Origin of the sequence: Tunturibacter gelidoferens (assembly GCF_040358255.1) — a bacterium.
Lineage (GTDB): Bacteria > Acidobacteriota > Terriglobia > Terriglobales > Acidobacteriaceae > Edaphobacter > Edaphobacter gelidiferens.
The window spans coordinates 2,536,349-2,560,555 of record NZ_CP132938.1 but is presented as its reverse complement, the minus strand read 5'-3'; the positions used below and the strand labels follow the sequence as shown (position 1 = coordinate 2,560,555).

Sequence of the window (24,207 nt, the reverse complement as noted above, 5' to 3'; positions counted from 1 at the left end):
CAGTATGACTACATCGCTTCCATCGGACTGGCAGCCGTGCGCCGTCCGTCATCGGCCCGCTCCCGCCGCTCACCTCTTCATGGCCTCCGCCAAAATAGGCGAAACCGGCAAAGCTCCTCTTCGCCAAAACCGATCATCCAAATAAAACCATCTCCATTCGAAATCCCGTGAGGAAACATGCACTTTGAAAACCGGAATGGGATTACACTTCATGGCAACGAAAGAGGAACGATGATCGAAGAATGTATCGGCCGACCAGAAGTTGAATTGAGGCGCGAACTCGTGCAGTTCGGCAGATGGCTCTCGCGGCTCGGCTTTATGCCGGGAACCTCAGGAAACCTCTCCGTCCGGCTCGATCAGGAGCGCCTGCTGGTCACTCCCACCGGCATGAGCAAGTACCTCATGCGCCCCTCCGACATGGTTATCGTCGACCTCGAAGGACGTCAGCTCACGGGCTCACGAAAGGTCACCAGCGAACTCAGCATGCACCTCGCCGTCTACCAGATGAGAACGGACATCGAAGCCGTCGTCCACTCCCATCCCCCCATCGCAACCGCCTTCGCCTGCGCCGGCCGCGCCCTCGACGAGATGCTCTGCCAGGAAGCCGTCATGACCCTCGGTTCAGTCCCACTGGCACAATATGCCACCACCGGTACCGACGAGGTCGCGGCCAGCCTCAGACCCTTTATCCCCCATCACACCGCCATCCTCATGGCCAATCACGGTGCCGTAGCGTATGGTCCCACGCTCCTCGACGCCTTCCTCAAGATGGAGACCGTCGAGCACCTCGCCCACATCCGCCTCGTCGCCCACCAGCTAGGCTCCTCGCAGACCCTGAGCGACGATCAACTGGACGATCTGCGCCGCGCAAAACAAAAATACCTCCGCAACGCAACTTAGCAACACCATAGACGTCCTCCAGCCTCACCCATGTGCGAAGTCGATGAACGCATTTTGCGGATCAGTATGCAGCAGCGTCACATCTACCATGTCCCCCACGTCCAGCCCCTGCGCGCCTCGCACCACCTTACCCTCCACCGGAGGATCGAATACCCGAACATAGGTCCCCTTATCGTTCGCGCCGGTAATCACTCCATGAAAGCTCTTCCCCAGGCTACCGGCCAGAGCCACCGCTGCGACTCGCTTCAGCATCGCCCGTTCCACCTTACGCGCAGCCGACTCCCTCTCATTGCAGTGCTTCGCAATCGCCTCAAGCTCATCGTCGGTATAAGGAGCAGCCTCCCCCGCCAGCATTGCCTTCACCACCCGCTGCGTCACCAGGTCCACGAAGCGTCGGTTCGGCGCCGTCGAGTGGGAATAATCCTGCGCCGCCAACCCGAAGTGCCCCTGTTGCTCCTCTTCATCGCCCTTGGCCAGCACGTACTCGCCCGGCCCCATCAGCTTGATGATCGCCAGCGAGAGATCCGGATAGTGCACCGCATCTGACTGCCTCTGTGCCTGCAGAAACGCGTTCAGCGCGCCCGAGTCTGGATTCCCCGGCAACACCGTCCCATACCTCCCCACAAGCTCCACAATCCGCGCCCATCGCTCTGGCGACCTCACCACCCTACGAATTGAAGATCGCTTCGCAGCCCGCAGCGTCCGCGCCATCGTCTCGTTCGTAGCAATCATCAACTCTTCAATCAAATCGCTCGCCCGGTTATGAAACGCCGTGCCAATCGACTCCACCTTGCCATCCACAACCACCGGATCGGCCTCCGCCCGGTTGAACTCCAGCGCTCCCATCTTCACTCGCTCAGCCCGCAGCGCCACCGCCGCCTCATCCTGCAATCGCAACTGCTCCTGCAACTCCGCCGAAGCAGCCACCTTCGCATCCGGCCCCGCTTTCCCTTCAAGCCACGGCCCGACGTGGCTGTACGCAAGCTGCGCCGTGTTCCGAACCTGCGCCCTGTAGATGGCAGTGTCCTGCACCTTCCCTTGACCGTCCACCACAAACTCAACAACCACCGCCATCCGATCCTCGTCTTCATTCAACGAAGTCAGATCCGTTGAAAGCTCCGTCGGCAGCATGGAAAAATTCCGCACCGCCGTATAAACCGTCTGTGTCTGCTCCGCCGCATGACGATCCAGCGGCGTATCCTTTAGCACCGAAGCCGAAACATCGGCAACCCCGACCCTAACGCGCACCCCACCTTCCACGCGTTCGGCTACCTCAATCTGGTCCAGATCCCGCGAAGTGTCATTGTCGATCGAAGACCACGACAGCCCACGCAGATCGCGAACATCCGCATCGGCCTTCGCTCCCTCAGCCGCACGAATCGCCGCCACCTGCGCGTCGCTGCCGTCAGGAAAATCGGTACGAAAACCTTCGCGAACCATCTCAGCGGAGGCAGAAGCAACAAGATCAAAAGGATGAGCAGACATGCAAGGGAAGCCTACCACGCGAGTGCTAACTCTTCGTAACCGCCTCTTCCAGCGCCAATGCCAATCGCCCCGCCCAACGCGAAACCTGCTCTGCATCCGCACCGGTCACATCATCCCGGCTACCCTCCAGCACCGCCAGCTGCACCGCAAAGTTCCCAACCGTCGAGCTCTCCGCCGAGCCACGAAACAACTCCAACCCCGTAGCCTCCTGCGTCAGCCGATTCAAAAAATCATTTTGACTCCCACCACCCACCACAAACAGTCGCTTTAACCTCTTGCCACTGTGGTACGCCACGCGCTCCAGCACCTCCGCATACCGAGCCGCCAGGCTATGAAAGATCAAACTCGCAAAAGCCGGAGCATTCTCCGGTCCTTCCTCCAAAGCCACTAACCCCATCCTCACCCGTTGCGCATTAATCCTCTGCGGCATCCCGCCCGCCAGCAGCAAATCGGCGTCGTCCACATCCAACAGCCCCTCCGGCTTCGCCACCTTCTCCGCCGCAGCCACCAACTCCGGTACGGTCCACTCCCGCCCCCCCGCTGCCCACTCATGCAGACACTGCCGGATCAACCACATGCCGTTCACATTCTTGTGAAAACAGACTCTTCCTCCCACTGCTCCAAGATTCGTGAAGTTCTCCGCTGCCGCAGCCGCATCATTCCTTGGCTCCTCCAGCACAGTCCCCACCAGCGACCACGTTCCCGAGCTGAGGTAAGCCCAATCATCCCCCACCGCAGGAATTCCCGCAATCGCCGAAGCAGTGTCATGGCAAGCCGGAGCGATCAGCACCGTATCGCGAAACGCCGCCAGCTCCGCCAACTCGCCACTCAATTTGCCAACCTCAGTCCCCGGCGGAACCAGCGTCGGCGCAAGACCAACATTCAGATCCGCCGCCTGAAAGATCTCCCCGCACCACTTCCGGGAATTCAGATCCACCATCTGCGAATGAGTCGCGTTCGTAAACTCCGCCACCCGCGCGCCACCCCAACGCGACAAAATATACTCCGGAAGATTCATCCACTGACTGCCCGCAGGCAGTCCCTGCAACCGATCCGCATACAGCTGATACAGAGTGTTAATACGAAGCAACTGCACCCCCGTGCACTCGCGCAGTCGCTCAGGCGCAATCTCGAGGTGCAGACTCTGCTCCGCCTCAATCGTTCTCTCGTCGCGATAACAAAATGGATCAGCCAGCGCCTTTCCATCTGCATCCACGCGCGCATAGTCCACAGCCCAACCATCCACCGCAATCGAGCGCACGCCATCCACCGCAATCTCCGCGCAGAGTCGAAGCCCATGCTCCAACCCGGCTTCGATCATGCCCAAATCCCATCGCAGTCCACCATCCGCCTCACGTGGAGCATTGGCAAACCGATGCACCAGCGTAATCACGGGCTGTCCCGCCACCCATCGCAGCAGCGAAACCCGGCAACTCTCTGCCCCCAGGTCCACCGCCACTAAAGCCCGCGTATCCTGCGGAACCAGCGCCACATCTGGCGTCTGTCTCATCGCGCGCCTCTCCTATCGCAAACCCTATCGCAGATAGGCTTCCGTCAAACCGCCATCCACCGGAATCAAGTGCCCCGTCGTGCAGCGAGCCAGAGGCCCCGCAAGAAACATAATCGCCTCCGCACAATCCTTCGGATCAATGGGCTGATGGGTCAGAGTCCGCGTTGCATAAAACTGCGCCAGAACGTTCCGCAGGCCGTCATCCGTATTCGTCTCTTCAAATGGCAGCTTGTACTTCTTCAACGAAGCAATCACGCGATCCCGCGGAAACATCGTCGAGCCCTTCACCACCGTAGCCGGACTAATCCCATTCACCCGCACCTTAGGCGAAAGCGAAACCGCCAGCTCCCGAACCAGGTGACTCAACGCCGCCTTACTCACGTCGTACGCCTCGCTGCCACGCTTCGCCACAACCGCATTCGCCGAACTCGTCAGCACCACGCTCGCGTCCAGTCCCTGCTCCGCGAAGATCTTCGCCGCCTCATCCGTCAGCAGGTAGTTCGCCGTGACATTAACTTCGAGCGTCAAAGCCCACTGCGCATCACTGATCACACCATCCGGCGACGAAGGAAACAAGGCAGCCGTATTGATCAAGATATCGATTCCACCAAACTGCTTCACCGTCGACTCGAGAGCAGCCTTGATCGTCTTCCGGTCACGAATATCAATGCTCGTCCAGCTGACAGCCTCTTTCCCGGCAATCGCCTTCACCTCTTCAGCAACCGCCTCTGCACCCTTTACATCGCGGTCGGCAACCACAACATGCGCTCCGCGCTGAGCCGCAAGCAGTGCGACCTCACGCCCAATCCCGCTCCCTCCGCCAACTACCAGAGCGACTCGCCGGCTCAACTCCTTCTCCGGCGGCTGTCTGCGAATCTTCGCCTCTTCCAGCTTCCAGTACTCAATCCGAAACGCCTCACTCGGCGGTAGCGCAACATAGTTCGCATGCACCGTAAACTGATCCGCGGAAGCCGCCGGTCCAGCCTGTGGAATATCGTTGCAGACCACACCCCCGCCCAGAGCCCCCGCGCCCTGCATCACGCCAATCGCATTGATATAGAACTCGCCGGTAATCCGCGACTCCGTCTTGTTCTTTCCAAAGCTGAACATTCCCACACCCGGCACCAGAACCACCGTGGGGCTTGCATCGCGCACAGCAGGCGAATCCTTCACCGCGTGTTTTTTGTAGTACTCCGCATACTCCACACGATACGTCTCAAGCGACGTCTCGATCAGCTCCTTCAACTCCGCTGGCTCACCCGCCGGGTTCCACTTGATAAACATCGGCCGAATCTTCGTTCGAATAAAGTGGTCCGGGCAGCTCGTCCCCAGGTGCGCCAGCTTCTCCGCCTCCGCCGAGTTCACAAACTCCATCACCTGCGGCAGATCACTAAAACTCCCAATCCACCTCTGCTTACGCGACACAACCCCACGCAGATAGGGCATCACCCGCAAGGCCACGTCCGCCCTGTCCTCGCGAATCTTTACCTCGCGCCCGCCAAAGTGCACATGCCCCGCAACGGAACCATGCCGTTCAATAAACTGCCCCAGCTGATCGATGATCGTAATCGTATTCAGGTAGCTCTCGCGCTGCGTATCTCCCCACGTAAACAGCCCATGGCCGCCAAGCACCACGCCATCGCACCCCGGCGTCTCCTCCACGATCTTCTTCAACATCATGCCCAGCTCAAACCCGGGCCTCTGCCAAGGCAGCCACACCAGCTTGTGTCCAAACTCCTTATTGAACTCCTCCATCTTGATCTTCCCATTCGCCGAGGCCGCCAGCGCGATCCCCCAGTCCGGGTGCAGATGGTCCACATGGGCAAACGGCAAAAAGCCATGCAGCGGAGTATCAATCGAAGCCGCAACAGGATTATTCCCGAACGTACACAGCGGGTACATCTCCACCATCTCGTCTTCGAGATCGACCCCGCGATACGCCTTCTCCAGCGCCAGCAGCTTCTCCATGTAAAGCGTCGCAAACCCCGCACGCTTGATGCTGCCCAGATCTCCTCCGCTCCCCTTCACCCAAAGAATCTGCTTCGTCCCTCCATCCAGCGGATCGACCTGCTCCAGCTTCGAACTGGTATTTCCACCGCCGAAGTTGGTAATCCGCAGATCCGAACCCAACAGGTTCGATCTATATCTCAGCAGCTCCGGTGCATCCAGTTTTGCCGCGACCGCCTCGTCCCAACGATCTTCCAAAAACCGCAGCCCACTCTGTGCCGTCGTCATGTGTCAACCTCTATCGTCTCGGCCAATTCCAGGCCCCGACTATCATTCCACACACAACACCAATACGGCAACTATTTCCAATGAGAAAATAACCCTCAAACTTGCACTACACTAAGTGACTCCCGGGTCACCATCTTATGGGCCACATAGTTGTAAGGAGGAACCGTCTGTCCCCGCAGCAGTGACAGTCCAAGATGAATCAAACTCGGCCCATACGAGCTCGCCTCATGCGAAACCGATCCGATCAGCGGTGATTTGTCCTTCCGCATCTCCTGCATGGCCTCTGCAATGCAATCCTGCCCCACAATCGCCACATGCTTCTCGCGTTTCTGCTCTCGCACCGCATCCACCGCACCCAGCGCACTCGAGTCCGTAGCCGCAGCAATCAGAATGTGTCTGTCCTTGGGATGTCGCTGCAGAAAATCCGAGATCAGCTTCTTACTCCGGTCGCGCATCCCCCGCCCGTCGATCCGAACAAAGACCTCCACCGGTAACTCCGGATGTCCACTCCTCACTCCTTCAAACGCACCCGTAATCCGGCTCTGCACCAGCTGCCCCGCCTCAGCCAGATCCAGCCCGATCACCCAATCAACCTTCCCCTCCCAACTCGTCGTCGCATGCGCCCCCAGCGTCTCTCCCGCCTCAATTCCAACCCGGTAGTTATCCACTCCAAAATAAGTCGCGTGAGGATGCGGAATATCGATCGCAATCAGCGGAATCTTCGCTCCCGCAATCTTGTCACCGATCATCGGCGCAACCTCTTGCTCCACCTGGAACTCGATCACCAGATCCACTTTGCTTGAGACAAACTCTTCTGCGTTCCTCAAAGCAGTTGCAGAGTCATAACGGTTATCCAGAATCAGCAGATCGACGCCCACCGCCGCAGCCGCATCCTTCAAACTCTCGGTCACCTCCACCGAAAACGGCATATCCGCGCTCTGCCCGCCAAACCCGAAACGCATCTTCTTCGGCCGCGTCACCTGCCGGTACATCCCATCGGGGGACTGCGAAAGATATCCGCGATGAACAAACGTCTTCAACACCCGGTAGACGGTCGTCTTCGAGATCCGCGTCTGTCGATGGATCGATTCCAGCGTCATCGGCTGATTTTCCGACTGCAGCAGCTCCAGAATATCCAGCGCCTTCGACAACACAGGAATCAGATAAAGTCTTTTCGAGGTCTTTCGTACCGCCATAGTCTCCCGCTGAGGAGCAACCACTCAGCCGATCCATTATGCGGCACATGCGTTAGTTTCGCTAATGGAATTCCCCGTCTGGCCCGGAAGCAAACAGTACGCACCGTCGACTTTCGCTCCCTACAGTTCCTAGAAAGACGGTAATGTAACCCTCTGTGTTTTCCAATCTGCGGTGTGCTACAAGAGAAATACCTTGCCCCGTCCCAACACACCCGCCTTTCCCTTTACCTTCCCGCTCCCGTCGATCATAGCGATCCTCTTGGCCATAACGCTCCATCTCAACGCCCAGCAATTTACCTTTCAACGCTTCGATCAGGACGAAGGCCTCAAAAATCACGACGTCTTCAAACTCATACAGGACAAGACAGGATATCTCTGGGCCGCCACCGAAAACGGCCTCTTTCGCTACGACGGCGCAGAGTTTCATCGCTTTGGTGCGGCTGACGGAATCCTCGAAAGCCTGGTCATCGACGTCTATCAGGACGACTCCGGCCGCATCTGGGTAGCGACCAACGATCACCTCTACTATCTCTCGGGCTCTCGCTTCGAAGCCATTCCCTTCACACCCGGCGCACAGTTCACCCCCGGCCAGCATCTCACTTCCATCGACTCCCGCCACATCCTCTTCCTCAACAAGGGCGCGTTGATGCTCGCTCAGCCCGCCGGCACGCCGCAACACTGGATCGTCACGCCCTACTTCAATCCTCAGCAGATCGCCACACATCCCGCGCTCTCCCAGCTGCACAACGTCTTCGCAGATCGCGACGGCACCCTCTGGCTGGGCTGCGCACAACAGCTCTGTCACATCAACGGAAGTCAGATCGAAATACTGGGCGCTCAACAAGGAGTTTCCGCCGAGCCGTGGCGAGTTATCTTTCGTGATCGCCAGAATGCGCTCTGGATAAGAGACAGCCAGCACATCCGCGCTCTCACCCCCGGAAGCAGCGCCTTCATTGACCGCAGCATAGCTCCGGACACCCTCGGGACCTTCAGCGGATCAGGTATCCTCACCATCGCCGAAGATCGCAACGGATGCGTCCTGACGCAGACCGCCTCCGGCATAGCCCGTTGGAGCGGCGATCGTTGGCAGTTCTTCGACCGCGCCAACGGCCTCGATTTCCCCGACATCAGCACCATCTTCTCCGACCAGAACGGCTCCCTCTGGTTCAGCAGCCGCGGACATGGTCTCCGCCGCTGGCTCGGCTACGACGACGTAGAAAACTGGACAGTCTCTCAGGGCCTCAGCAACGACATCGTCTGGACCATCTTCCGCGATCGTCAAAGACACATCTGGTTCGGGGACGAATCTCAGGTAAGCCAGCTCGACGAAGCTCAAAACCACATCCTCCCGTCAAAGGCTCTTCCGCCAGCTCCCTTCGAAAAGACAGACGGCATCACCCAATCTCCCGACGGCTCCCTCTGGATCGTCAACATCTACGGCCAGCTCTTGCACTCCAATCCCGCCACCCGGCGATTCACCCAGATCGCAAAGCTGCCAACCATCGCCAGGCTCTTCACCGACTCCTCCCATCGCATCTGGCTACTCTCTCGCGAAGGCCTATACGTCATCAAGGATCCGGTCTCAGATCCTCACCCCGAAAAGGTCGACAACGCCCTCACCGCCACCGATGCCTTCGCAAACGCAACCGAAGCCGCCAATGGCACACTCTGGTTCATCTCCGACCATCATCTCTACCGTCTCTCGCGCAACCAATTCAACGAGCCCGATCAATGGACCGAGATCACCCTCGACAAATCCCTCATCCAGGGACAGATGCGTGGCATCGCCGCCGCAGCTGACGGCACCCTCTGGATCGGCGGCGGCCTTCCTTCCCTGCTCCATCTCCGCATCGACAGCAATCAAGGCCATCTCGTTGCGTCTTTTGCCAGCCCCGAGATCGTCTCTACCGACGTTCAGTTCGTCCGCTTCGACCGCCGCGGCTGGCTCTGGGTCGGAACCGACCTCGGCGTCAACGTCTTCAACGGAACAGTCTGGAAGCTCCTCACCCAACGCGACGGTCTCATCTCCAACGACACCAATGAAGGAGCCTTCCTCGCCGACGCCGACGGCTCCGTCTGGGTCGGCGTCAACGGCGGAGCCATTCATCTCCTCCATCCCGAACACCTCTTCTCCAACGTGCCTCTCAAGGTGATGATCGAGTCCGCGACCCTCGGCACCCGCCCTCTCAATCTCGCTGCCAACAAAGATGTATGGCGTTGGCGCGACGCTCCACTCGACGTCGCATTCACCTCACTCAACTACGACCGTCAGGGCTCCACGCTCTTTCGATATCGCCTCCTCGGCCTCGAGCCCGCATGGAATCAGACCGCCTCGCACCATCTGCACTACGCCGCCATGCCACCCGGCAGCTTCCGCTTCGAAGTCGAAGCAATTGACCCTGATCAGCAAAGACACTCCGCCATCGTATCCTTCGCAGTCTCCATCCGGCCTCCCTGGTGGCGTACCCGCACCTTCTATCTCTGCCTCGCGGTCTTCTCCTTCCTCTGCTCTCTCCTCTTCTGGCATCTGCGCGAGCGCCGGCTCATCAAGCGACAGCTGCTATTGGAAAAACTCGTCGCACAGCGCACCAGCGAACTCGAAGCCGAAAAGAGGGAGCTCCTCACAACCCGCGAAGCTCTCCACCACCAGGCCACTCACGATGCACTGACAGGCCTGTGGAACCGATCCGCAATCCTCGACATCCTTCAGCGCGAGTTGGACCACGCCCGCCGCGACGGCACTCAATTAGCCGTCGTTCTGGCAGACATCGACTACTTCAAAAAAATCAATGACACCCTCGGCCACCTCGCCGGCGATCTCATCCTGCGCGACGCAGCTCATCGCATGGCACAAAACATCCGCCCCTCGGACTTCATCGGGCGCTACGGCGGAGAAGAGTTCCTCATCGTTCTGCCAGGGCTTCCTGAAGGCGATCCTCCTGCGCGTCTCAGCCAGATCCAGCACGCCATCTCCCAGACTCCATTTTTCTATCTCGCCGAGTCCATCCACGTGACCTCAAGCTTCGGAGCAGCCTGGATCAACCTCGAAACCATCAGCGTGGAAGACATGATCCGACACTCCGACGAAGCTCTCTACGCCGCCAAGGCCTCTGGTCGCAACCGCATCGTCTTCCACCCCAGCCCCCACAGCCAGGCGCTCTCTACGAGACAACCTAAGCGACCCGTCACCACTCGCGACCGCCATGATGACGACAACATCTCTCAGACGTAGCTCGAAACGCTACGTGCATTCCTGCTCGCTCGCTCACGTGTAATCTTCTCCACATACCCACTCTCCGCCAACGCCTTCAGAGGTTCCACCGGTAATCCACGTGCCACACGCCACTCCCTCACAACCGGCCGCACATCGTGCCAGAAGGTGTCTCTAAAGCACTCCTCCGCCTCCACCAGCCGACACTCCTGCTGCAACTCCGCAAGCCTCGCCTGATTGATCAGCGCCGCCTTCGCATATAGCTCCTGCGCCGTCACCACTGTCTGCACCATCGCCTCCACCTTGCCCTTCAGGTTATGGCTCTGGTCGATCATGAACGCGACATCCGCACGATCCTTCTCGTCCGCACTCAGAATTTCATGGAAGATGCGAAACACCTGGTAAGGATCGATCGAGCCCAGCGTCAGGTCATCGTCCGCGTACTTCCGGTCGTTGAAATGAAACCCACCCAGCTCCTTCACGTGCAGCAACCACGTCACGATCTGTTCAATATTTGTCCCTGGCGGATGATGCCCCGTATCCACCAGCACCTTCGCCTTCGGCCCGCACCGTCGCACCAACTCCAGCGCCATCCCCCAGTCGGCAATATCGGTGTGATAAAAAGCCGGTTCGAACGGCTTGTACTCGATCAGCATCCGTTGATCTTCACCCAGCGCAGCATGAACCGCACCCAGCACCTCTTCCATCCATCCAATCCGCTTACGAATGCTCTGCGTCCCGGGATAGTTCGACCCATCCGCAATCCACAACGACAAATCTTTCGACCCAAGCTCCCGCCCAATCTCCGCAGAGTCCAGCAGATGCTTCAGCGCAATCCCGCGAATCTCCGCGCTCGGATTCGCAATCGATCCATACTTATACTCTGCGCTCTGAAACAGATTCGGATTGATCGATCCTGCCTTCATTCCATACTTCTTCTCGAGCGCCTGAATCGCAGGAATATCGGCCGTCCCATTTGGTAGATCCCACAGCACGTGCAGCGCCACCGTAGGGCTTGCCCCAGTCAATGTATTCACCTGCGCGGCATCGCTGAACTTTTCTTCAATCGTCGTCGCAGCCCCGCCCTGTACAAACTTTCCGAACCGCGTACCGGTATTCGCAAATCCCCAGGAAGGAACTTCGATTCGAAAACTATCCAGTGCACTGAACACTCTTTGTGCATCCCGCTCTGCAACCCCTGCACCGTTGTTTCCCATCTCTCAATCCCTCACAGATCCAAGATATTACGATATAGAAATATACTCTCTATTGAAACATCAGCAGACTGCGCCTTTTTACTGCCATTTGTCAAAAGATTTTTTCCACGCTTCAAACAATCAGGATCACATCCAGAAATCGCGGCCCATGCACCCCTTTGATCCGTGTCATCTCGATATCTGCCGTCGCAGACGGCCCCGAAACAAACGTAGTCGCCAGCCCCGCGGTCCGTTGTAGCTGCGCCATAGACTCCGGCACCGTCTCCACCACATCCTCCGCCCTCACAACACAGAGGTGGTAATCCGGCACCAGCGTCGCCGCCCGTCTCCCCTGCCCGGCGACACTCTGCAGCACGAACGTCCCCGTCTCCGCAATCGCCAGCGTCGCCCCCGTCATCACCCCATCAAAATCATCCAAGTCTCCCGACGACAGACCCTCATCGACAACAAACTCCACTCCACCGGCCCCCGCTGCAGCCGGCAGCCACGCAACAGGCAATCCCACCGGCACCACCATCCGCCGAACTCCGCGCTCAGCCAGCATCTCCGCCACACTCTGCGCTACTCTCCCACCCGCAACACGGACCACCCGCGCGTCATAGTCCCGCAGACGATCCTCCAGCAGCGCCAGCACCCCCTCGCGCTCCCGCGTCCCCTTCCGCCTATAATCCCGCGCAATCCCCTCCCACCCAGCCTTCGCCACACCCCCATCCGAAGTTCCACCTGTAGCCGCCCTGATTCGCCGCAAAACCTCATCCCGCGTCGAATTTGTAACCGTATCAGTTGCCATTGTCGCCCCGCCTCTCCCACCAGTCTCGAAATGTCTCCTTCGGCATCTCCCGCAGATCTCTAACCTGCGTCCACCCGCCCAGCAGCCCCGGCAGCCACCGGATCCACCCCTCACCCTGTCCATCCTTATGCACCAGCGGCCCCTCCGCCACCCGCCCCAGCCGCTGCACCGCCCTGAATCTCCTCTCACTCCGAAAGATCATCGCCATCGCCTTCATCGCGCCGGCCTCCACGTCAAAGAATCCCGCGACCCCAGCCGTATTCTGCCTCACCACCCTATTCCGCAAATGAATCAGTACCTCCGGGATGTTGATCTTCACCGGGCAAACCTCGTAGCACGCTCCGCACAGCGAAGACGCATAGGGCAGCGACTGTGCATGCTGCATCTCCTGCAACTGCGGCGTCAAAATCGCACCAATCGGCCCCGCATACACGCTCCCATACGCATGCCCACCCGTCTGCCGATACACCGGGCAGGCATTCTGGCACGCCCCGCATCGGATGCAGTTCAACGTCTGCCGCGCCTCCTCATCCGCCAGAATCTCCGTCCGCGCATTATCCATCAACACCACATGAAACACTCGCGGGCCATCCGCAGCATCCACCCCAGTCCAGATCGAGTTATAAGGATTCATCCGCTCTCCGGTAGCAGACCGAGGCAGCAACTGCAGCATCACCTCAAGGTCCTGAAACCTAGGCAGCACCTTATCAATCCCCGCAATCGTAATCAGCGTCTCCGGCAGCGTCAGACACATCCGTCCGTTGCCTTCGCTCTCCACCACACAAACACCGCCCGTCTCCGCAATCAAAAAATTCGCCCCACTCACCGCCGTCTTCACCCGCAGAAACTTCTCCCGCAAAAACATTCGCGCCGCATCCGCCAGATCCTCCGGCCTCTCGCCCAACTCCGGCAGATTCATCTTGCGCTGAAAGATCTCACGAATCTGTTGCCTGTTCTTATGCAGAGCAGGCACAACAATATGCGAAGGCCGATCCTCCCCTAACTGAATGATCAACTCCGCCAGATCGGTCTCAAACGCATGAATCCCCGCCGCCTCCAGCGCCGTGTTCAGTTCAATCTCCTCCGTCGTCATCGACTTGATCTTGATCACTTCATCCGATCCCGAGGCCTTCACCAGTCCGACAACAATCCCTCGCGCCTCCTCCGCATCCCGAGCCCAATGCACCACTCCACCAGCGCGCGTGCAGTTGGCCTCAAACTCCTCGAGATAAAAATCCAGATACTTCATCGTGTGCTGGCGAATCTGCCTGCCCGCCTCACGCAACTCCTGCCAATCAGGCATCTCGCCGACAACACGAGCCCGCTTGCCCTGGATCACATCCGTAGCATGCCGCACATTCTTCCGCAGCTGCGTATCTCCCAGCATCGCCTTCGCCGCCATCGGAAACGTCGGAGCGGTCTTCGGATCCAACCCAACCCCACTCATTGCCTATCCCCGTCTTCCCCTGCCAGAATCTCCGCCAGATGCACTGTCCTGACTCCCGTCTTCTGCCGATGTAACGCTCCCTGAAGATGCATCAGGCAAGAGTTATCGCAAGCCGTACAAGCCTCCGCCTTTGTATTCAAGACCGCCGTCGTCTTCTCCGCCAGCATCGCGCTCGAAACATCAGCGTTCTTCACGGCAAACGTCCCGCCGAATCCGCAGCACTGTTCCAGCCCCTCCAACTCCACCAGATCAATCCCTCTCACCGCCTTCAGCAGCCGCATCGGTCCATCACCCAGCAACAGATTTCTCAACCCATGGCAGCTCGCGTGATACGTCACCCGATGCGGATAATAAGCCCCCACATCCTCCAGCCCCAGCCGCTTCGTCAGAAACTCTGAAAACTCAAACACCTTTGGCAGCAGTTCCTCAACCTCCACAATCAACTCCCGCCGGCCGATCGCCAAAGCCATCTTCGGATAGTGATCTCGCATCATCGCCACACACGAGGACGAAGGAACCACCACAGCCTCCGCCCCACGAAACTGCGCAACAAACCGCTCCAGCAGGGGCATCGCCTCCGCCTGGTAGCCAGTGTTATAGTGCATCTGCCCGCAGCATGTTTGCCCTCGTGGAAACTCCACAGTATGCCCCAGACGCTCCAGCACCCTCACCACAGCCTTACCGGTCTCAGGAAACAGAGTGTCGTTATAACAGGTGATGAACAGTGAAACTCGCAGACCAACCTCCAACGAAGCAGCGATCCAGGAATAAGATTCAATAGAGAGTATATTTCCCTAACGCAACTCGCGTCAGGTACGATAGTACCCGCTCAACCCTAGCATCACCATCATTCACCAGAACGAGGCCTCGTGGGACCCAATCCTTTCATCGGCGTCATCTATCACTGGATCGGCGGTTTCGCCTCCGCCACCAACTTCATCCCCTTCCGCGGCATCAAGCGCTGGTCATGGGAGATCTACTGGCTCATCCAGGGATTCGCCGCCTGGATCGTCGCGCCAGTCGTCCTCGCAAGCCTCTTAGTCCCTAATCTCTTCGGCATCCTCCACGCCGCGCCCGCCTCCAGTATCCACTACGCCATCTTCTGGGGCATCCTCTGGGGAGCAGGCGGCCTCACCTTCGGCCTCGCCATCCGCTACCTCGGCATCGCCCTCGGATACGCCATCGCCCTCGGCCTCTGCACCGCCTTCGGCACCCTCATCCCGCCCATCTACGACGGCTCCATCCACGTCATCCTCCACGAGACATCCGGCCAGATCATCCTCGTAGGCGTGCTGATCTGTCTCATCGCCGTAGCCGTCAACGGAGCCGCCGGCCTCTCCAAAGAGCGCGAGGTCACCCCCGAAGAAAAAGCCGAAGCCGGAGAGACCGACTACAACTTCGGCAAAGGCCTAGCAGTAGCAATCTTCGCCGGCGTCATGAGCTCCTTCTTCGCCTTCGGCCTCAAAGCCGGCGCCCCTATCGGAGCCCTCGCCAAAACCGAACTCCTCGCCCATAACCGCCTCGACCTTTGGCAGAACCTGCCCATCCTCATCGTCGTTCTCTGGGGAGGCTTCCTCACCAACTTCGTCTGGTCCGCCATCCTCATCCTCAAAAACGGCTCCATCAAACAGTTCGCAGGTCAACCCGGCCTCAACCCCATGCGCGCCTCCCACGCCACTGGTCAGACCCTGGTCGACTTCGACCCACTCGACCCCTCAACCTACGACCACCTCGCCCCCAAAACCCTCGTCCAGAACTACATCTTCGCCTCGCTCGCCGGCGTCATCTGGTACTTTCAGTTCTTCTTCTACTCCATGGGCCAGACCAAGATGGGCAAGTACGACTTCTCCAGCTGGACCCTCCACATGGCCAGCATCATCATCTTCGCCACCCTCTGGGGCCTCTTCCTAAAAGAGTGGCGAGGCACCAGCCGCCGCACCAAAACCCTTGTAGCCGCAGGGCTATTCCTTCTCATCAGCTCCACCATCGTCGTCGGCTACGGCAACTACCTCAAAGCCAACGAAGCCCCCACCACCATCACCGCCCGTTAGCCGCCACTACCTCAACCGCCCTTCCGTACGCGTCGATAGAATGACTGCATGTCGGCATGCCGTTCTTTTCACGTATTCGTTTGTGTTTGCGCGTTCTTGTGCCCGATCGAATGCTCTGCTGCCGGACCAGCTGCCAAACAAGGAATTAGCCAGTATTCGCTCACTCAATGGGGCCACCGCGATGGCCTGCCCTCCGCCGCCATCTATGCCATCGCCCAGACCCCCGACGGCTTCCTCTGGCTGGGAACAGCCGACGGTCTCATTCGTTTTGACGGCATTCGTTTCTTCCAGGTCCCGCTCATGGGCAAGGGAGACACAGCCTTCGGTAAAGTGAAAGCGCTTGCAGCAAGCGCAGATGGTGCGTTGTGGGTCGGCACGGAGACCGGGATACTCGTCCGGATCGATGGCCCCGCGATGAAAAGCCTGACACTCAACCTGCCTATCTCGTCGATCCGGGAGCGCCCCGATTCCCTGATCGAGGTAGAGGCCTCGAATCAGGTCTTCCGCGTCTCTCCCGCGACCATGCAGGTTACAACAACATGTCAGGTACGGTCGGCCTCGGCTCTCGTTTCTGCGCCCCATCCACCTCAGTCGATGCCACTGGCAAAAGTCGACCCAACGGAATGCGGTCTCCAGTCCGCCCACAATATTGCACCGTCCATCCTCGACAGGACGCATCTCGCCTCCGATCAGATTCGCAGCATCTTGCCCGATACCGATGGCAACCTGTGGTTGGCAACCCGAGAGAGCGGTGTCATCCGCGTGAGTACTACCGTGGGTGAAGCTCGCGCTGAAAAGGAACAGTTCTCCGTCGTCGATGGCCTGTCGAGTGACTCCGTATGGACCCTCTTTCAGGACCGCGAACACAATCTCTGGATCGGGACGCAGAACGGACTCAATCGACTTCGCTATGACAAGTTCGCCACCATGACCCGCCGCTCAGGCCTTCTGAGCGACAACATGACCTCGCTGGCGGTAGTCGGGAGCAAGGTCTTTGCCGGATCAGCAGTCGGCCTCAACGAGATAACGGCCACAGGCGCGAAGAGCGTGCTGCGCGAAAGCATCCTCTCCCTTACGGGGGGCATCGACGGCACCTTGTTCGCAGGTACGCCCCACGGGCTAAGCGTAGTAAAGGATGGCCGCAGTCACGTCGTCCAGCCCGGCGTTCAGGTCACACAGATCACATCCATAGCGCAATCTTCCACTGGCGAACTCTGGTTCTACGACCAGCACGGAGGTCTCTTTCGCTGGGAGCCGGGGCAAGTTGCCATCGCAGTCACCACGCCTGCGCTCCAAAGCAAGGCCGTTTCGGTCATTGCAGCAGGCACGCACGGAGAAGTGTGGTTCGGACTCAGTACCGGCGAGATCGTCCTCTATAACGGTGTCACCTTCCACCAGTTCACCGCCGCGGATCACCTGCCCGGCGGATCACCCCACGCCATCTCTGCCGACAGCGACGGCGGTGTCTGGATCGCTTCAGAACGCGGCCTAGCGCGCTACAGCGGAGGTAGATTTACCTCTTGGTCCAGAAAGAACGGGCTGCCTGGCAGCCGAGTTCTCTGGGCAGTGCCAGGCCCAGGCGGCCGGCTCTGGCTCGGCTACAACATTGGTGTCGCCTCGGTGACTGTCAGTGATCTTCTGCATGCCGCAACAGATCCAAAGTTTCTTGTTCCGTACGATTTTTATGACGACGGCGATGGCCTTCACAACAACCCAGACCTCCACGGCAGCACTCCTGTTGCGGTTCTACCCGATGGCCGCATCTGGCTCACGACATCGGAAGGCCTCGCCACCATCGATCCTGCGCACATCCGCAAGAACCCCGTCCCTCCGCCCGTGCAAATTGTCCAGCTCACGGTAGACGATGCGAACGTGGAGGTCGCAAGAGCCATCACCCTCCCTCCGCTAACCCGCCGCATCGAGATCAACTACACTGGCCTCAGCTTCATCAACCCTCGCAAGGTAACGTTTCGTTATCGGCTCCTGGGTTTCGATGCTCAGTGGAATGCGGAGTCCACACGCCGCTTTGCGACCTATACGAATCTCCCTCCAGGTAAGTACCGCTTTGAAGTGCTGGCTGCGAACGACGATGGAGTGTGGAGTACGGAGCCCGCTGCTTTGGACTTCACCCTGTTACCTGCCTTCTATCAGACGAAATGGTTCATCGCACTATGCCTCTTGGCGCTGCTGCTGGCTATCCTCCTCCTGGTCCGGTTTAGGATTCGTTCCGTCGCCGATGGGCTTCGGCGGCGTTTCGAAGAGCGGCTGGACGAACGCACACGAGTGGCCCAGGATCTGCATGACAATCTGCTCCAGGATGTCATGGGAATCAGCCTCCAACTTGAGATCGCCGATGAGTTGACTCCTCCTGGAGCGGCAGGCAAGCCAATACTCAGTCGAGCCCTTCAGCTCTCTGAATCAGCCTTGGCCAAAGGGCGTGGCGCACTCACGACTCTGCGAGCAACTATGGTCTCGGCACAGGACGTGCTCCAGACCCTCAAACTTACCGCGACGCACTTCACGGAAGACCGGCACCAGGCGATCCGCTACATCACCGAGGGAACAGAACTCCCGCTCCGGGCCGGCGTCGGCGATGAGATCATCCAGATCGCGTGCGAGGCCCTGCGAAATGCCCTGAAACATACGCGCGGTCGCGTTGAGGTACGCCTGAGCTATACCTCCAACGTCTTCACTCTTCACGTCGAGGATGAAGGGCCGGGCATCACCCAGCCGATCCTCGACGCGGGCGTACCCGGCCACTTCGGCATTGTGGGCATGCGGGAGCGGGCCTCCAGAATTGCGGCTACCCTTACCATTGAATCAAAGCACGACAATGGTACCCGGATCCGGCTTGTGGTCCCTGGACACATGGCCTACCCCGACCACAAAGCGAGACCGAGCATCTGGCGCAAACTCCAGACACGTTGGTCGAGCACACACCGTCAACCATAGACACACCGTCAACCATAGAATCGACCAGAGATGACAAAACATCCGCGAATCCGAATCCTCTGCATAGACGATCATCCTATCGTCCGCGACGGGCTCATCAGCATTGTGAGCCTGCAGCCCGACATGGAGATCGTCGGCGCGGCAGGTTCCGGTGCGGAGGGCCTCAGCATGTTTCGTGACGTCAACCCTGACATAACCCTGGTCGACCTTCGTCTTCGTGATACCACTGGATTCGACCTCATTCGCAACATCCTCGCGCTCTCGCCCTCTGCTCGCACCATTGTTCTCACCTCGTTCGAAGGTGACGCGGACATTGAGCGCGCCCTCGCCGCGGGCGCAAGAGGTTATGTGGTGAAGGGCATGGTTCGCGAGGAACTCCTTCATGCGATCAGGGCCGTTCATGCCGGCAAGCAGCACGTGCCCTCCGCCGTCGCGGCGAAGCTCGTCGATCACCTCGCCTCAGAGAAACTCACCCAGCGTGAGCTCGATGTGCTGAAGGAAGTCGCACGGGGCAAGCGAAACAAAGAGATCGGCGCAACGCTCTCCATCGCGGAAGACACAGTCAAGATGCACGTAAAAAACATCCTGATGAAGCTCGGCGTGAACGACCGCACCGAGGCGGTTACGAACGCTCTGCGCCGTGGCATCATCCACCTGAACTAGCCCACCGATACACCCGAAAGAGTTATCTTTTCTACGCTCGGTTTGGGGTATCGAAGGCACACGAAGAATCCATAGAGTGGTTCTTAAGCAAAGCGTGGTTCGCAATCATCTGCGCAACCGCTCAGATGCTTCTTAGAGGACTGCCATGTGGATCGTTAGACTCGCACTCAACCGGCCGTACACCTTCGTAGTACTCGCGCTCCTGCTGTTTCTCGCCGGACCCGTGATGTTGATGCGCACGCCCGTCGACATCTTTCCCGAGATCAACATACCGGTGGTCAGCATCATCTGGACATTTACAGGTCTCGTGCCCTCCGAGATGGAGTCCCGGATTACCTCCATCTACGAACGCGCTCTTACAACGACCGTTGGCAACATCGACCACATCGAGTCGCAATCTCTCAACGGTGTCGCCGTCATCAAAGTGTTTCTACAACCGCAGGCCAACGTCGATGGAACCATCGCCGAGGTGAATGCGGAAGCAGAGGCGACACTCAAACAACTTCCAGCCGGAATTACTCCACCTCTTGTCATTCGTTACAGCGCATCCACCGTACCGATTCTTCAACTCGGTCTCAGTGGACGAGGACTCTCAGAGCAGCAGCTCAACGACTTCGGGACGAACTTCATCCGCCCTCAACTGTCGACCATTCCAGGCGCTGCAGTTCCGCTTCCCTATGGCGGCAAGGTTCGCCAGATCATGGTGGACATCGACTCGTCCCAGTTGCAATCCAAGGGACTCTCCCCGATGGACATCGTCAACGCCATCAATGACCAAAATGTCATCCTGCCCTCGGGAACAGCGAAGATCGACAAGACGGAATACAACGTCGGTCTCAACGGCACACCGGTCACAGTTCAAGAGCTCAATAACCTCCCCGTGAAGACGATCAATGGCGGCACCATATTTATGCACGACGTCGCGCATGTGCGAGACGGCTTCGCCGTGCAGCAGAACATCGTCCGCCAGGACGGGCAGCGTGGAGCTCTGCTCACAATCGAAAAAACCGGCAGCGCCTCGACGCTGGCCATTGTCGCCGGAATTCGCGCAGCGCTACCCCGCATCGCGTCCACGCTGCCACCCGAGTTGCAGATGCATCCGCTCTCTGATCAATCGGTATTCGTGCGTGCATCCCTGAATGGAGTCGTACGTGAAGGAATCGTCGCCGCTTCACTCACGTCGATCATGATCCTCGTGTTTCTCGGAAGCTGGAGAAGCACTCTGATCATCTGCATCTCAATCCCACTCTCGATCCTTACGTCGCTACTGTTGCTGAGTGCATTAGGCGAAAGTATCAACATCATGACGCTGGGTGGGCTGGCGCTGGCGGTCGGCGTGCTGGTCGACGACGCGACCGTAGAGATCGAGAACATGCAGCGGAATGTCGCCATGGGGAAAGATCTGCGACAGGCCATCCTCGATGGCGCCCAGGAGATCGCAGTCCCTGCGTTCGTCTCCACGGTCTGCATCAGCATCGTTTTCGTCCCCATGTTCTTCCTCTCCGGCGTGGCGCGTTACCTGTTCGTACCACTTGCCGAAGCAGTGGTCTTCGCTCTATTCGCCTCCTACTTCTTCTCCCGCACCATCATTCCCACGCTCGTCATGTTTCTTTTGCCTAAGGAACTCGAACAGCATCGGCACCCTATTACAGGCGAGCGAACAAGCCGCTTTGCGCGCATCCATCAACGCTTCGAACATGCGTTTGAGGCCTTCACGGTCCGATACACAGGCTTACTGCAGCAGTGCCTCGACCACCGCAGAATCTTCCTCAGTCTCTTCTTGGTTTTCTGCCTGTCCAGTCTCGTGTTGATACCTTTTCTCGGTCAGGACTTCTTTCCCGCTGTCGATGCCGGACAATTCCGCCTGCACCTTCGGGCCAAGACCGGCACACGCATTGAGGAAACCGCCCGGCTGGTAGATGAGGTAGATCGTTACATCCGCACCCAGATACCTGCGAATGAAGTCGGTGGAATCCTCGATAATATCGGCCTGCCAACCAGCGGCATCAATCTCTCCTACAGCAATAGCGGAACCATCGGAAACGCGGACGCGGAGATCCTCGGCTCCCTCCAGCCAAATCATCATCCCACCGCTGACTACGTCGCACGTCTCAGAGAGGAGTTGCCCAAGCGCTTCCCAGGGACATCGTTCTTCTTCGAACCTGCTGACATCGTCGCGCAGACATTGAACTTTGGCATACCCGCCCCCCTCGACATTCAAATTGTCGGACGTGACGTAAACGCCAACTTCGCAATCGCGTCGCAGATTGCCGAGCAGATGCGTGCCGTACCGGGCGCAGTGGACGTCCATATTCAACAACTGCTGGACCAACCCCGGTTGCAATTCGATGTGGACCGCGTGCGGATCCAGCAGCTCGGACTCACCGAGCGGGACGTTGCCAGCAACGTACTCGTATCCCTGAGTTCAAGCTTTCAAACGCAGCCTAACTTCTGGCTCAATACCGCGAACGGCGTCTCCTACAACATCGCCGTCCAGACGCCGCAATACAGGATCAACTCTCTCGACACCCTGCGCACGATCCCGGTGAATTCGCCGACGGTCACCTCGCCGCAGCTCTTCGAAAATCTGGCTGGCATGACCCGGAAGAGCGAACCGGCAGTCGTGAGCCACTATGACGTTCAGCCCGTCATCGATATCTATGCGAGCACACAGGGGCGTGACCTTGGGGGCGTCGCAAAGGACGTACAGCGAATTACCGCGGAGGCCGAGAAGCACCTGCCCAGAGGCAGTCACCTCGTCACTCGCGGGCAGGTGGCCACCATGCACTCGTCGTTCGTGGGCCTCTTCGCCGGCCTTGCCTTCGCCATAGCCTTGGTCTACTTCCTCTTGGTCGTCAACTTCCAATCGTGGTCAGAGGCCTTCATCATCATCACCGCTTTGCCCGGGGCGCTGGCCGGAATCTGTTGGGTGCTCTTCCTGACCCATACTTCGCTCAGTGTTCCAGCGTTGATGGGAACGATCATGAGCATCGGTGTCGCGACCTCGAACAGCGTGCTTGTCATCACCTTCGCGAACGAACACTTCGCCGAGAACCGGGATTCCTTCCGCGCCGCGCTTGAGGCAGGTGCCACGCGTCTGCGTCCAGTCTTGATGACGGCGATGGCCATGATCATCGGCATGATTCCCATGGCCCTTGGTCTCGGCGACGGCGGAGAGCAGAACGCTCCTCTAGGCCGCGCGGTCATCGGCGGCCTGCTCTTCGCCACCGTCGCCACGCTCTTCTTCGTTCCAATCGTCTTCGCCGTCCTCCGGCGAAACACCAAACCACGCTTGCCTATCTCCGAGGTGAGTCATGAGGCATGAGGGAACTATGACAAATCAAACGCAGGCAACACCACCACCCACAACTGAAACCAGCCGAGACAGCATCAAGTGGTTCCTCCTCATCCCCGTAGTCCTCTGCATCTTCGGGGCGGTTACCTTCTTCCTGCGCGCTCAGGATGCCAAAAAACTGACCGCAGGTACCAACGCACTCGATACCGAACCGGTAACTCTCACTCACGCGCAACAAGGTGCGCCCGACAGTGAGATCACCCTGCCTTCTACGCTTCAGGGATATTCCGATTCCCCCGTCTACGCTCGCACCAGCGGTTACATTGCCCACTGGTATGCGGATATCGGAACCCATGTTCACCAGGGCGAACTTCTGGCCCAGATCGAATCGCCCGAGGTCGATCAGGAGCTGAACCAGGCACGAGCAGCCCTGAGCCAGACCCAGGCAAACCTCGTACTGGCCGGCATCACCGCCAAGCGGTATCAGGAACTGATCCCAACAAACGCCGTCGCTCAACAGGAAGTCGATCAGAATAATCAAAATCTCGACGCTCAGAAGGCCGGCGTGCAGGCAGCGACCGCCAATGTCAATCGCCTGGAACAACTGCAGGGCTTCGAAAAGGTTGTCGCCCCGTTCGACGGCGTCATCACCCAACGTCGCACAGACGTCGGCGACCTCATCAACGCAGGCAATAGCGGCATGGGGGCTGAGCTCTTCCGCATCTCCAAAATCAACATCGTGCGTGTCTTTGTGCCTGTTCCAGAGAGCTACAGCGACCAGATCTCGGACGGTCTGAAAGCGACTCTGGAACTGATAGCCCTGCCAGGCCAGCAGTTTGAAGGAACCGTCACCAGAAGTAGTCACTCGATTGCGTTAGACTCTCACACCCTGCTCACCGAGATCGACGTCCCCAATCCGTCCGGCAAGCTGCTGCCAGGCGCATACGCAGAGGTGCACATCCACCTTAGCGCGCCCGTGAAGCACTTGGTTGTGCCGGTCGGAGCCATCCTCTTTCAGTCCGCAGGACCACAGATCGCCATCGTCAACGGGACCAATCAGATTGAGTTGCGCAAGGTAGCTTTAGGACGCGACTTCGGCAATACGATCGAAATCACCAATGCCATCACCGAGAGCGATCGGATCGTCGCCAGCCCGCCCGATTATCTGGTGAACGGAATGCATGTCACTATCCAACCAGCCTCTGGCGGCGAGAAGAGCTAAGGGGAGACCATGCGAAAACTAAGACACCGACAC

Annotated in this window: 15 protein-coding genes; 7 read left to right on the top strand and 8 right to left on the bottom strand. The window is 58.8% G+C overall.

All coding sequences use genetic code 11. The annotated features are described in order from the left end of the window. Positions 1–231: 231 nt before the first annotated feature. Positions 232–900, top strand: a complete 669-nt coding sequence (locus RBB81_RS11375) for a class II aldolase/adducin family protein (RefSeq protein WP_179582024.1) — start codon at positions 232–234, stop codon at positions 898–900. 24 nt (positions 901–924) lie between these two features. On the opposite strand, the gene RBB81_RS11370 is transcribed toward RBB81_RS11375, so the two are convergent. The 4 genes from RBB81_RS11370 to RBB81_RS11355 all read right to left on the bottom strand — a co-directional run bounded on the left by RBB81_RS11370 (position 925) and on the right by RBB81_RS11355 (position 7,326). After that, positions 925–2,385 carry an RNB domain-containing ribonuclease gene (locus tag RBB81_RS11370; protein ID WP_353073772.1) on the bottom strand — a complete coding sequence of 487 codons (1,461 nt, stop codon included), beginning with the start codon at positions 2,383–2,385 and terminating at the stop codon, positions 925–927. A gap of 25 nt (positions 2,386–2,410) precedes the next feature. Further along, positions 2,411–3,895: a rhamnulokinase gene (locus RBB81_RS11365; protein ID WP_353073771.1), complete on the bottom strand. Its 1,485-nt coding sequence runs from the start codon at positions 3,893–3,895 to the stop codon at positions 2,411–2,413. A gap of 24 nt (positions 3,896–3,919) precedes the next feature. Beyond that, entirely contained in the window at positions 3,920–6,130 is a 2,211-nt protein-coding gene (locus RBB81_RS11360; protein ID WP_353073770.1) for a bifunctional rhamnulose-1-phosphate aldolase/short-chain dehydrogenase, read from the bottom strand. 95 nt (positions 6,131–6,225) lie between these two features. Next, positions 6,226–7,326 (bottom strand): substrate-binding domain-containing protein, encoded by a 1,101-nt coding sequence (locus tag RBB81_RS11355; protein WP_183789148.1) that lies wholly within the window; start codon positions 7,324–7,326, stop codon positions 6,226–6,228. A 193-nt stretch (positions 7,327–7,519) separates the two neighbouring features. On the opposite strand from RBB81_RS11355, the gene RBB81_RS11350 reads away from it, so the two are divergent. Beyond that, entirely contained in the window at positions 7,520–10,558 is a 3,039-nt protein-coding gene (locus RBB81_RS11350; RefSeq protein ID WP_353073769.1) for a diguanylate cyclase, read from the top strand. On the opposite strand, the gene RBB81_RS11345 is transcribed toward RBB81_RS11350, so the two are convergent. The 4 genes from RBB81_RS11345 to RBB81_RS11330 all read right to left on the bottom strand — a co-directional run bounded on the left by RBB81_RS11345 (position 10,549) and on the right by RBB81_RS11330 (position 14,728). Further along, positions 10,549–11,754, bottom strand: a complete 1,206-nt coding sequence (locus RBB81_RS11345; RefSeq protein ID WP_353073768.1) for a TIM barrel protein — start codon at positions 11,752–11,754, stop codon at positions 10,549–10,551. The genes RBB81_RS11350 and RBB81_RS11345 overlap by 10 nt on opposite strands. A 112-nt stretch (positions 11,755–11,866) precedes the next feature. Continuing rightward, positions 11,867–12,544 carry a LutC/YkgG family protein gene (locus RBB81_RS11340; protein ID WP_353073767.1) on the bottom strand — a complete coding sequence of 226 codons (678 nt, stop codon included), beginning with the start codon at positions 12,542–12,544 and terminating at the stop codon, positions 11,867–11,869. Then, the gene (locus tag RBB81_RS11335) at positions 12,534–13,991 is read right to left on the bottom strand and encodes a LutB/LldF family L-lactate oxidation iron-sulfur protein (RefSeq protein WP_353073766.1); all 1,458 of its coding nucleotides are present in this window, start codon (positions 13,989–13,991) and stop codon (positions 12,534–12,536) included. Before RBB81_RS11335 ends, RBB81_RS11340 begins: the two co-directional genes overlap by 11 nt. Then, positions 13,988–14,728, bottom strand: a complete 741-nt coding sequence (locus tag RBB81_RS11330) for a (Fe-S)-binding protein (RefSeq protein WP_179583518.1) — start codon at positions 14,726–14,728, stop codon at positions 13,988–13,990. Before RBB81_RS11330 ends, RBB81_RS11335 begins: the two co-directional genes overlap by 4 nt. 132 nt (positions 14,729–14,860) lie before the next feature. On the opposite strand from RBB81_RS11330, the gene RBB81_RS11325 reads away from it, so the two are divergent. The 5 genes from RBB81_RS11325 (at position 14,861) to RBB81_RS11305 (ending at position 24,174) form a co-directional block, all read left to right on the top strand. After that, positions 14,861–16,042 carry an L-rhamnose/proton symporter RhaT gene (locus tag RBB81_RS11325; RefSeq protein WP_353073765.1) on the top strand — a complete coding sequence of 394 codons (1,182 nt, stop codon included), beginning with the start codon at positions 14,861–14,863 and terminating at the stop codon, positions 16,040–16,042. A 96-nt stretch (positions 16,043–16,138) separates the two neighbouring features. Then, positions 16,139–18,994, top strand: coding sequence for a ligand-binding sensor domain-containing protein (locus RBB81_RS11320; protein WP_353073764.1), 2,856 nt, complete (start codon positions 16,139–16,141; stop codon positions 18,992–18,994). 30 nt (positions 18,995–19,024) lie between these two features. Continuing rightward, positions 19,025–19,657: a response regulator transcription factor gene (locus tag RBB81_RS11315; protein WP_353073763.1), complete on the top strand. Its 633-nt coding sequence runs from the start codon at positions 19,025–19,027 to the stop codon at positions 19,655–19,657. Positions 19,658–19,802: 145 nt separating this feature from the next. Then, positions 19,803–22,982, top strand: coding sequence for an efflux RND transporter permease subunit (locus RBB81_RS11310; RefSeq protein WP_353073762.1), 3,180 nt, complete (start codon positions 19,803–19,805; stop codon positions 22,980–22,982). A gap of 7 nt (positions 22,983–22,989) precedes the next feature. After that, a complete protein-coding gene (locus tag RBB81_RS11305) occupies positions 22,990–24,174 on the top strand; it encodes an efflux RND transporter periplasmic adaptor subunit (protein ID WP_353073761.1) in 1,185 nt (394 codons plus the stop codon). Positions 24,175–24,207: the final 33 nt, after the last annotated feature.

Excerpts from the sequence above, each read along its gene's own strand:
- RBB81_RS11365 (WP_353073771.1), bottom strand. The coding sequence starts at position 3,895 with ATGAGACAGACGCCAGATGTGGCGCTGGTTCCGCAGGATACGCGGGCT.
- RBB81_RS11310 (WP_353073762.1), top strand. The coding sequence starts at position 19,803 with ATGTGGATCGTTAGACTCGCACTCAACCGGCCGTACACCTTCGTAGTA.
- RBB81_RS11345 (WP_353073768.1), bottom strand. The coding sequence starts at position 11,754 with ATGGGAAACAACGGTGCAGGGGTTGCAGAGCGGGATGCACAAAGAGTG.
- RBB81_RS11335 (WP_353073766.1), bottom strand. The coding sequence starts at position 13,991 with ATGAGTGGGGTTGGGTTGGATCCGAAGACCGCTCCGACGTTTCCGATG.
- RBB81_RS11305 (WP_353073761.1), top strand. The coding sequence starts at position 22,990 with ATGACAAATCAAACGCAGGCAACACCACCACCCACAACTGAAACCAGC.
- RBB81_RS11375 (WP_179582024.1), top strand. The coding sequence starts at position 232 with ATGATCGAAGAATGTATCGGCCGACCAGAAGTTGAATTGAGGCGCGAA.
- RBB81_RS11370 (WP_353073772.1), bottom strand. The coding sequence starts at position 2,385 with ATGTCTGCTCATCCTTTTGATCTTGTTGCTTCTGCCTCCGCTGAGATG.
- RBB81_RS11355 (WP_183789148.1), bottom strand. The coding sequence starts at position 7,326 with ATGGCGGTACGAAAGACCTCGAAAAGACTTTATCTGATTCCTGTGTTG.
- RBB81_RS11340 (WP_353073767.1), bottom strand. The coding sequence starts at position 12,544 with ATGGCAACTGATACGGTTACAAATTCGACGCGGGATGAGGTTTTGCGG.
- RBB81_RS11360 (WP_353073770.1), bottom strand. The coding sequence starts at position 6,130 with ATGACGACGGCACAGAGTGGGCTGCGGTTTTTGGAAGATCGTTGGGAC.
- RBB81_RS11315 (WP_353073763.1), top strand. The coding sequence starts at position 19,025 with ATGACAAAACATCCGCGAATCCGAATCCTCTGCATAGACGATCATCCT.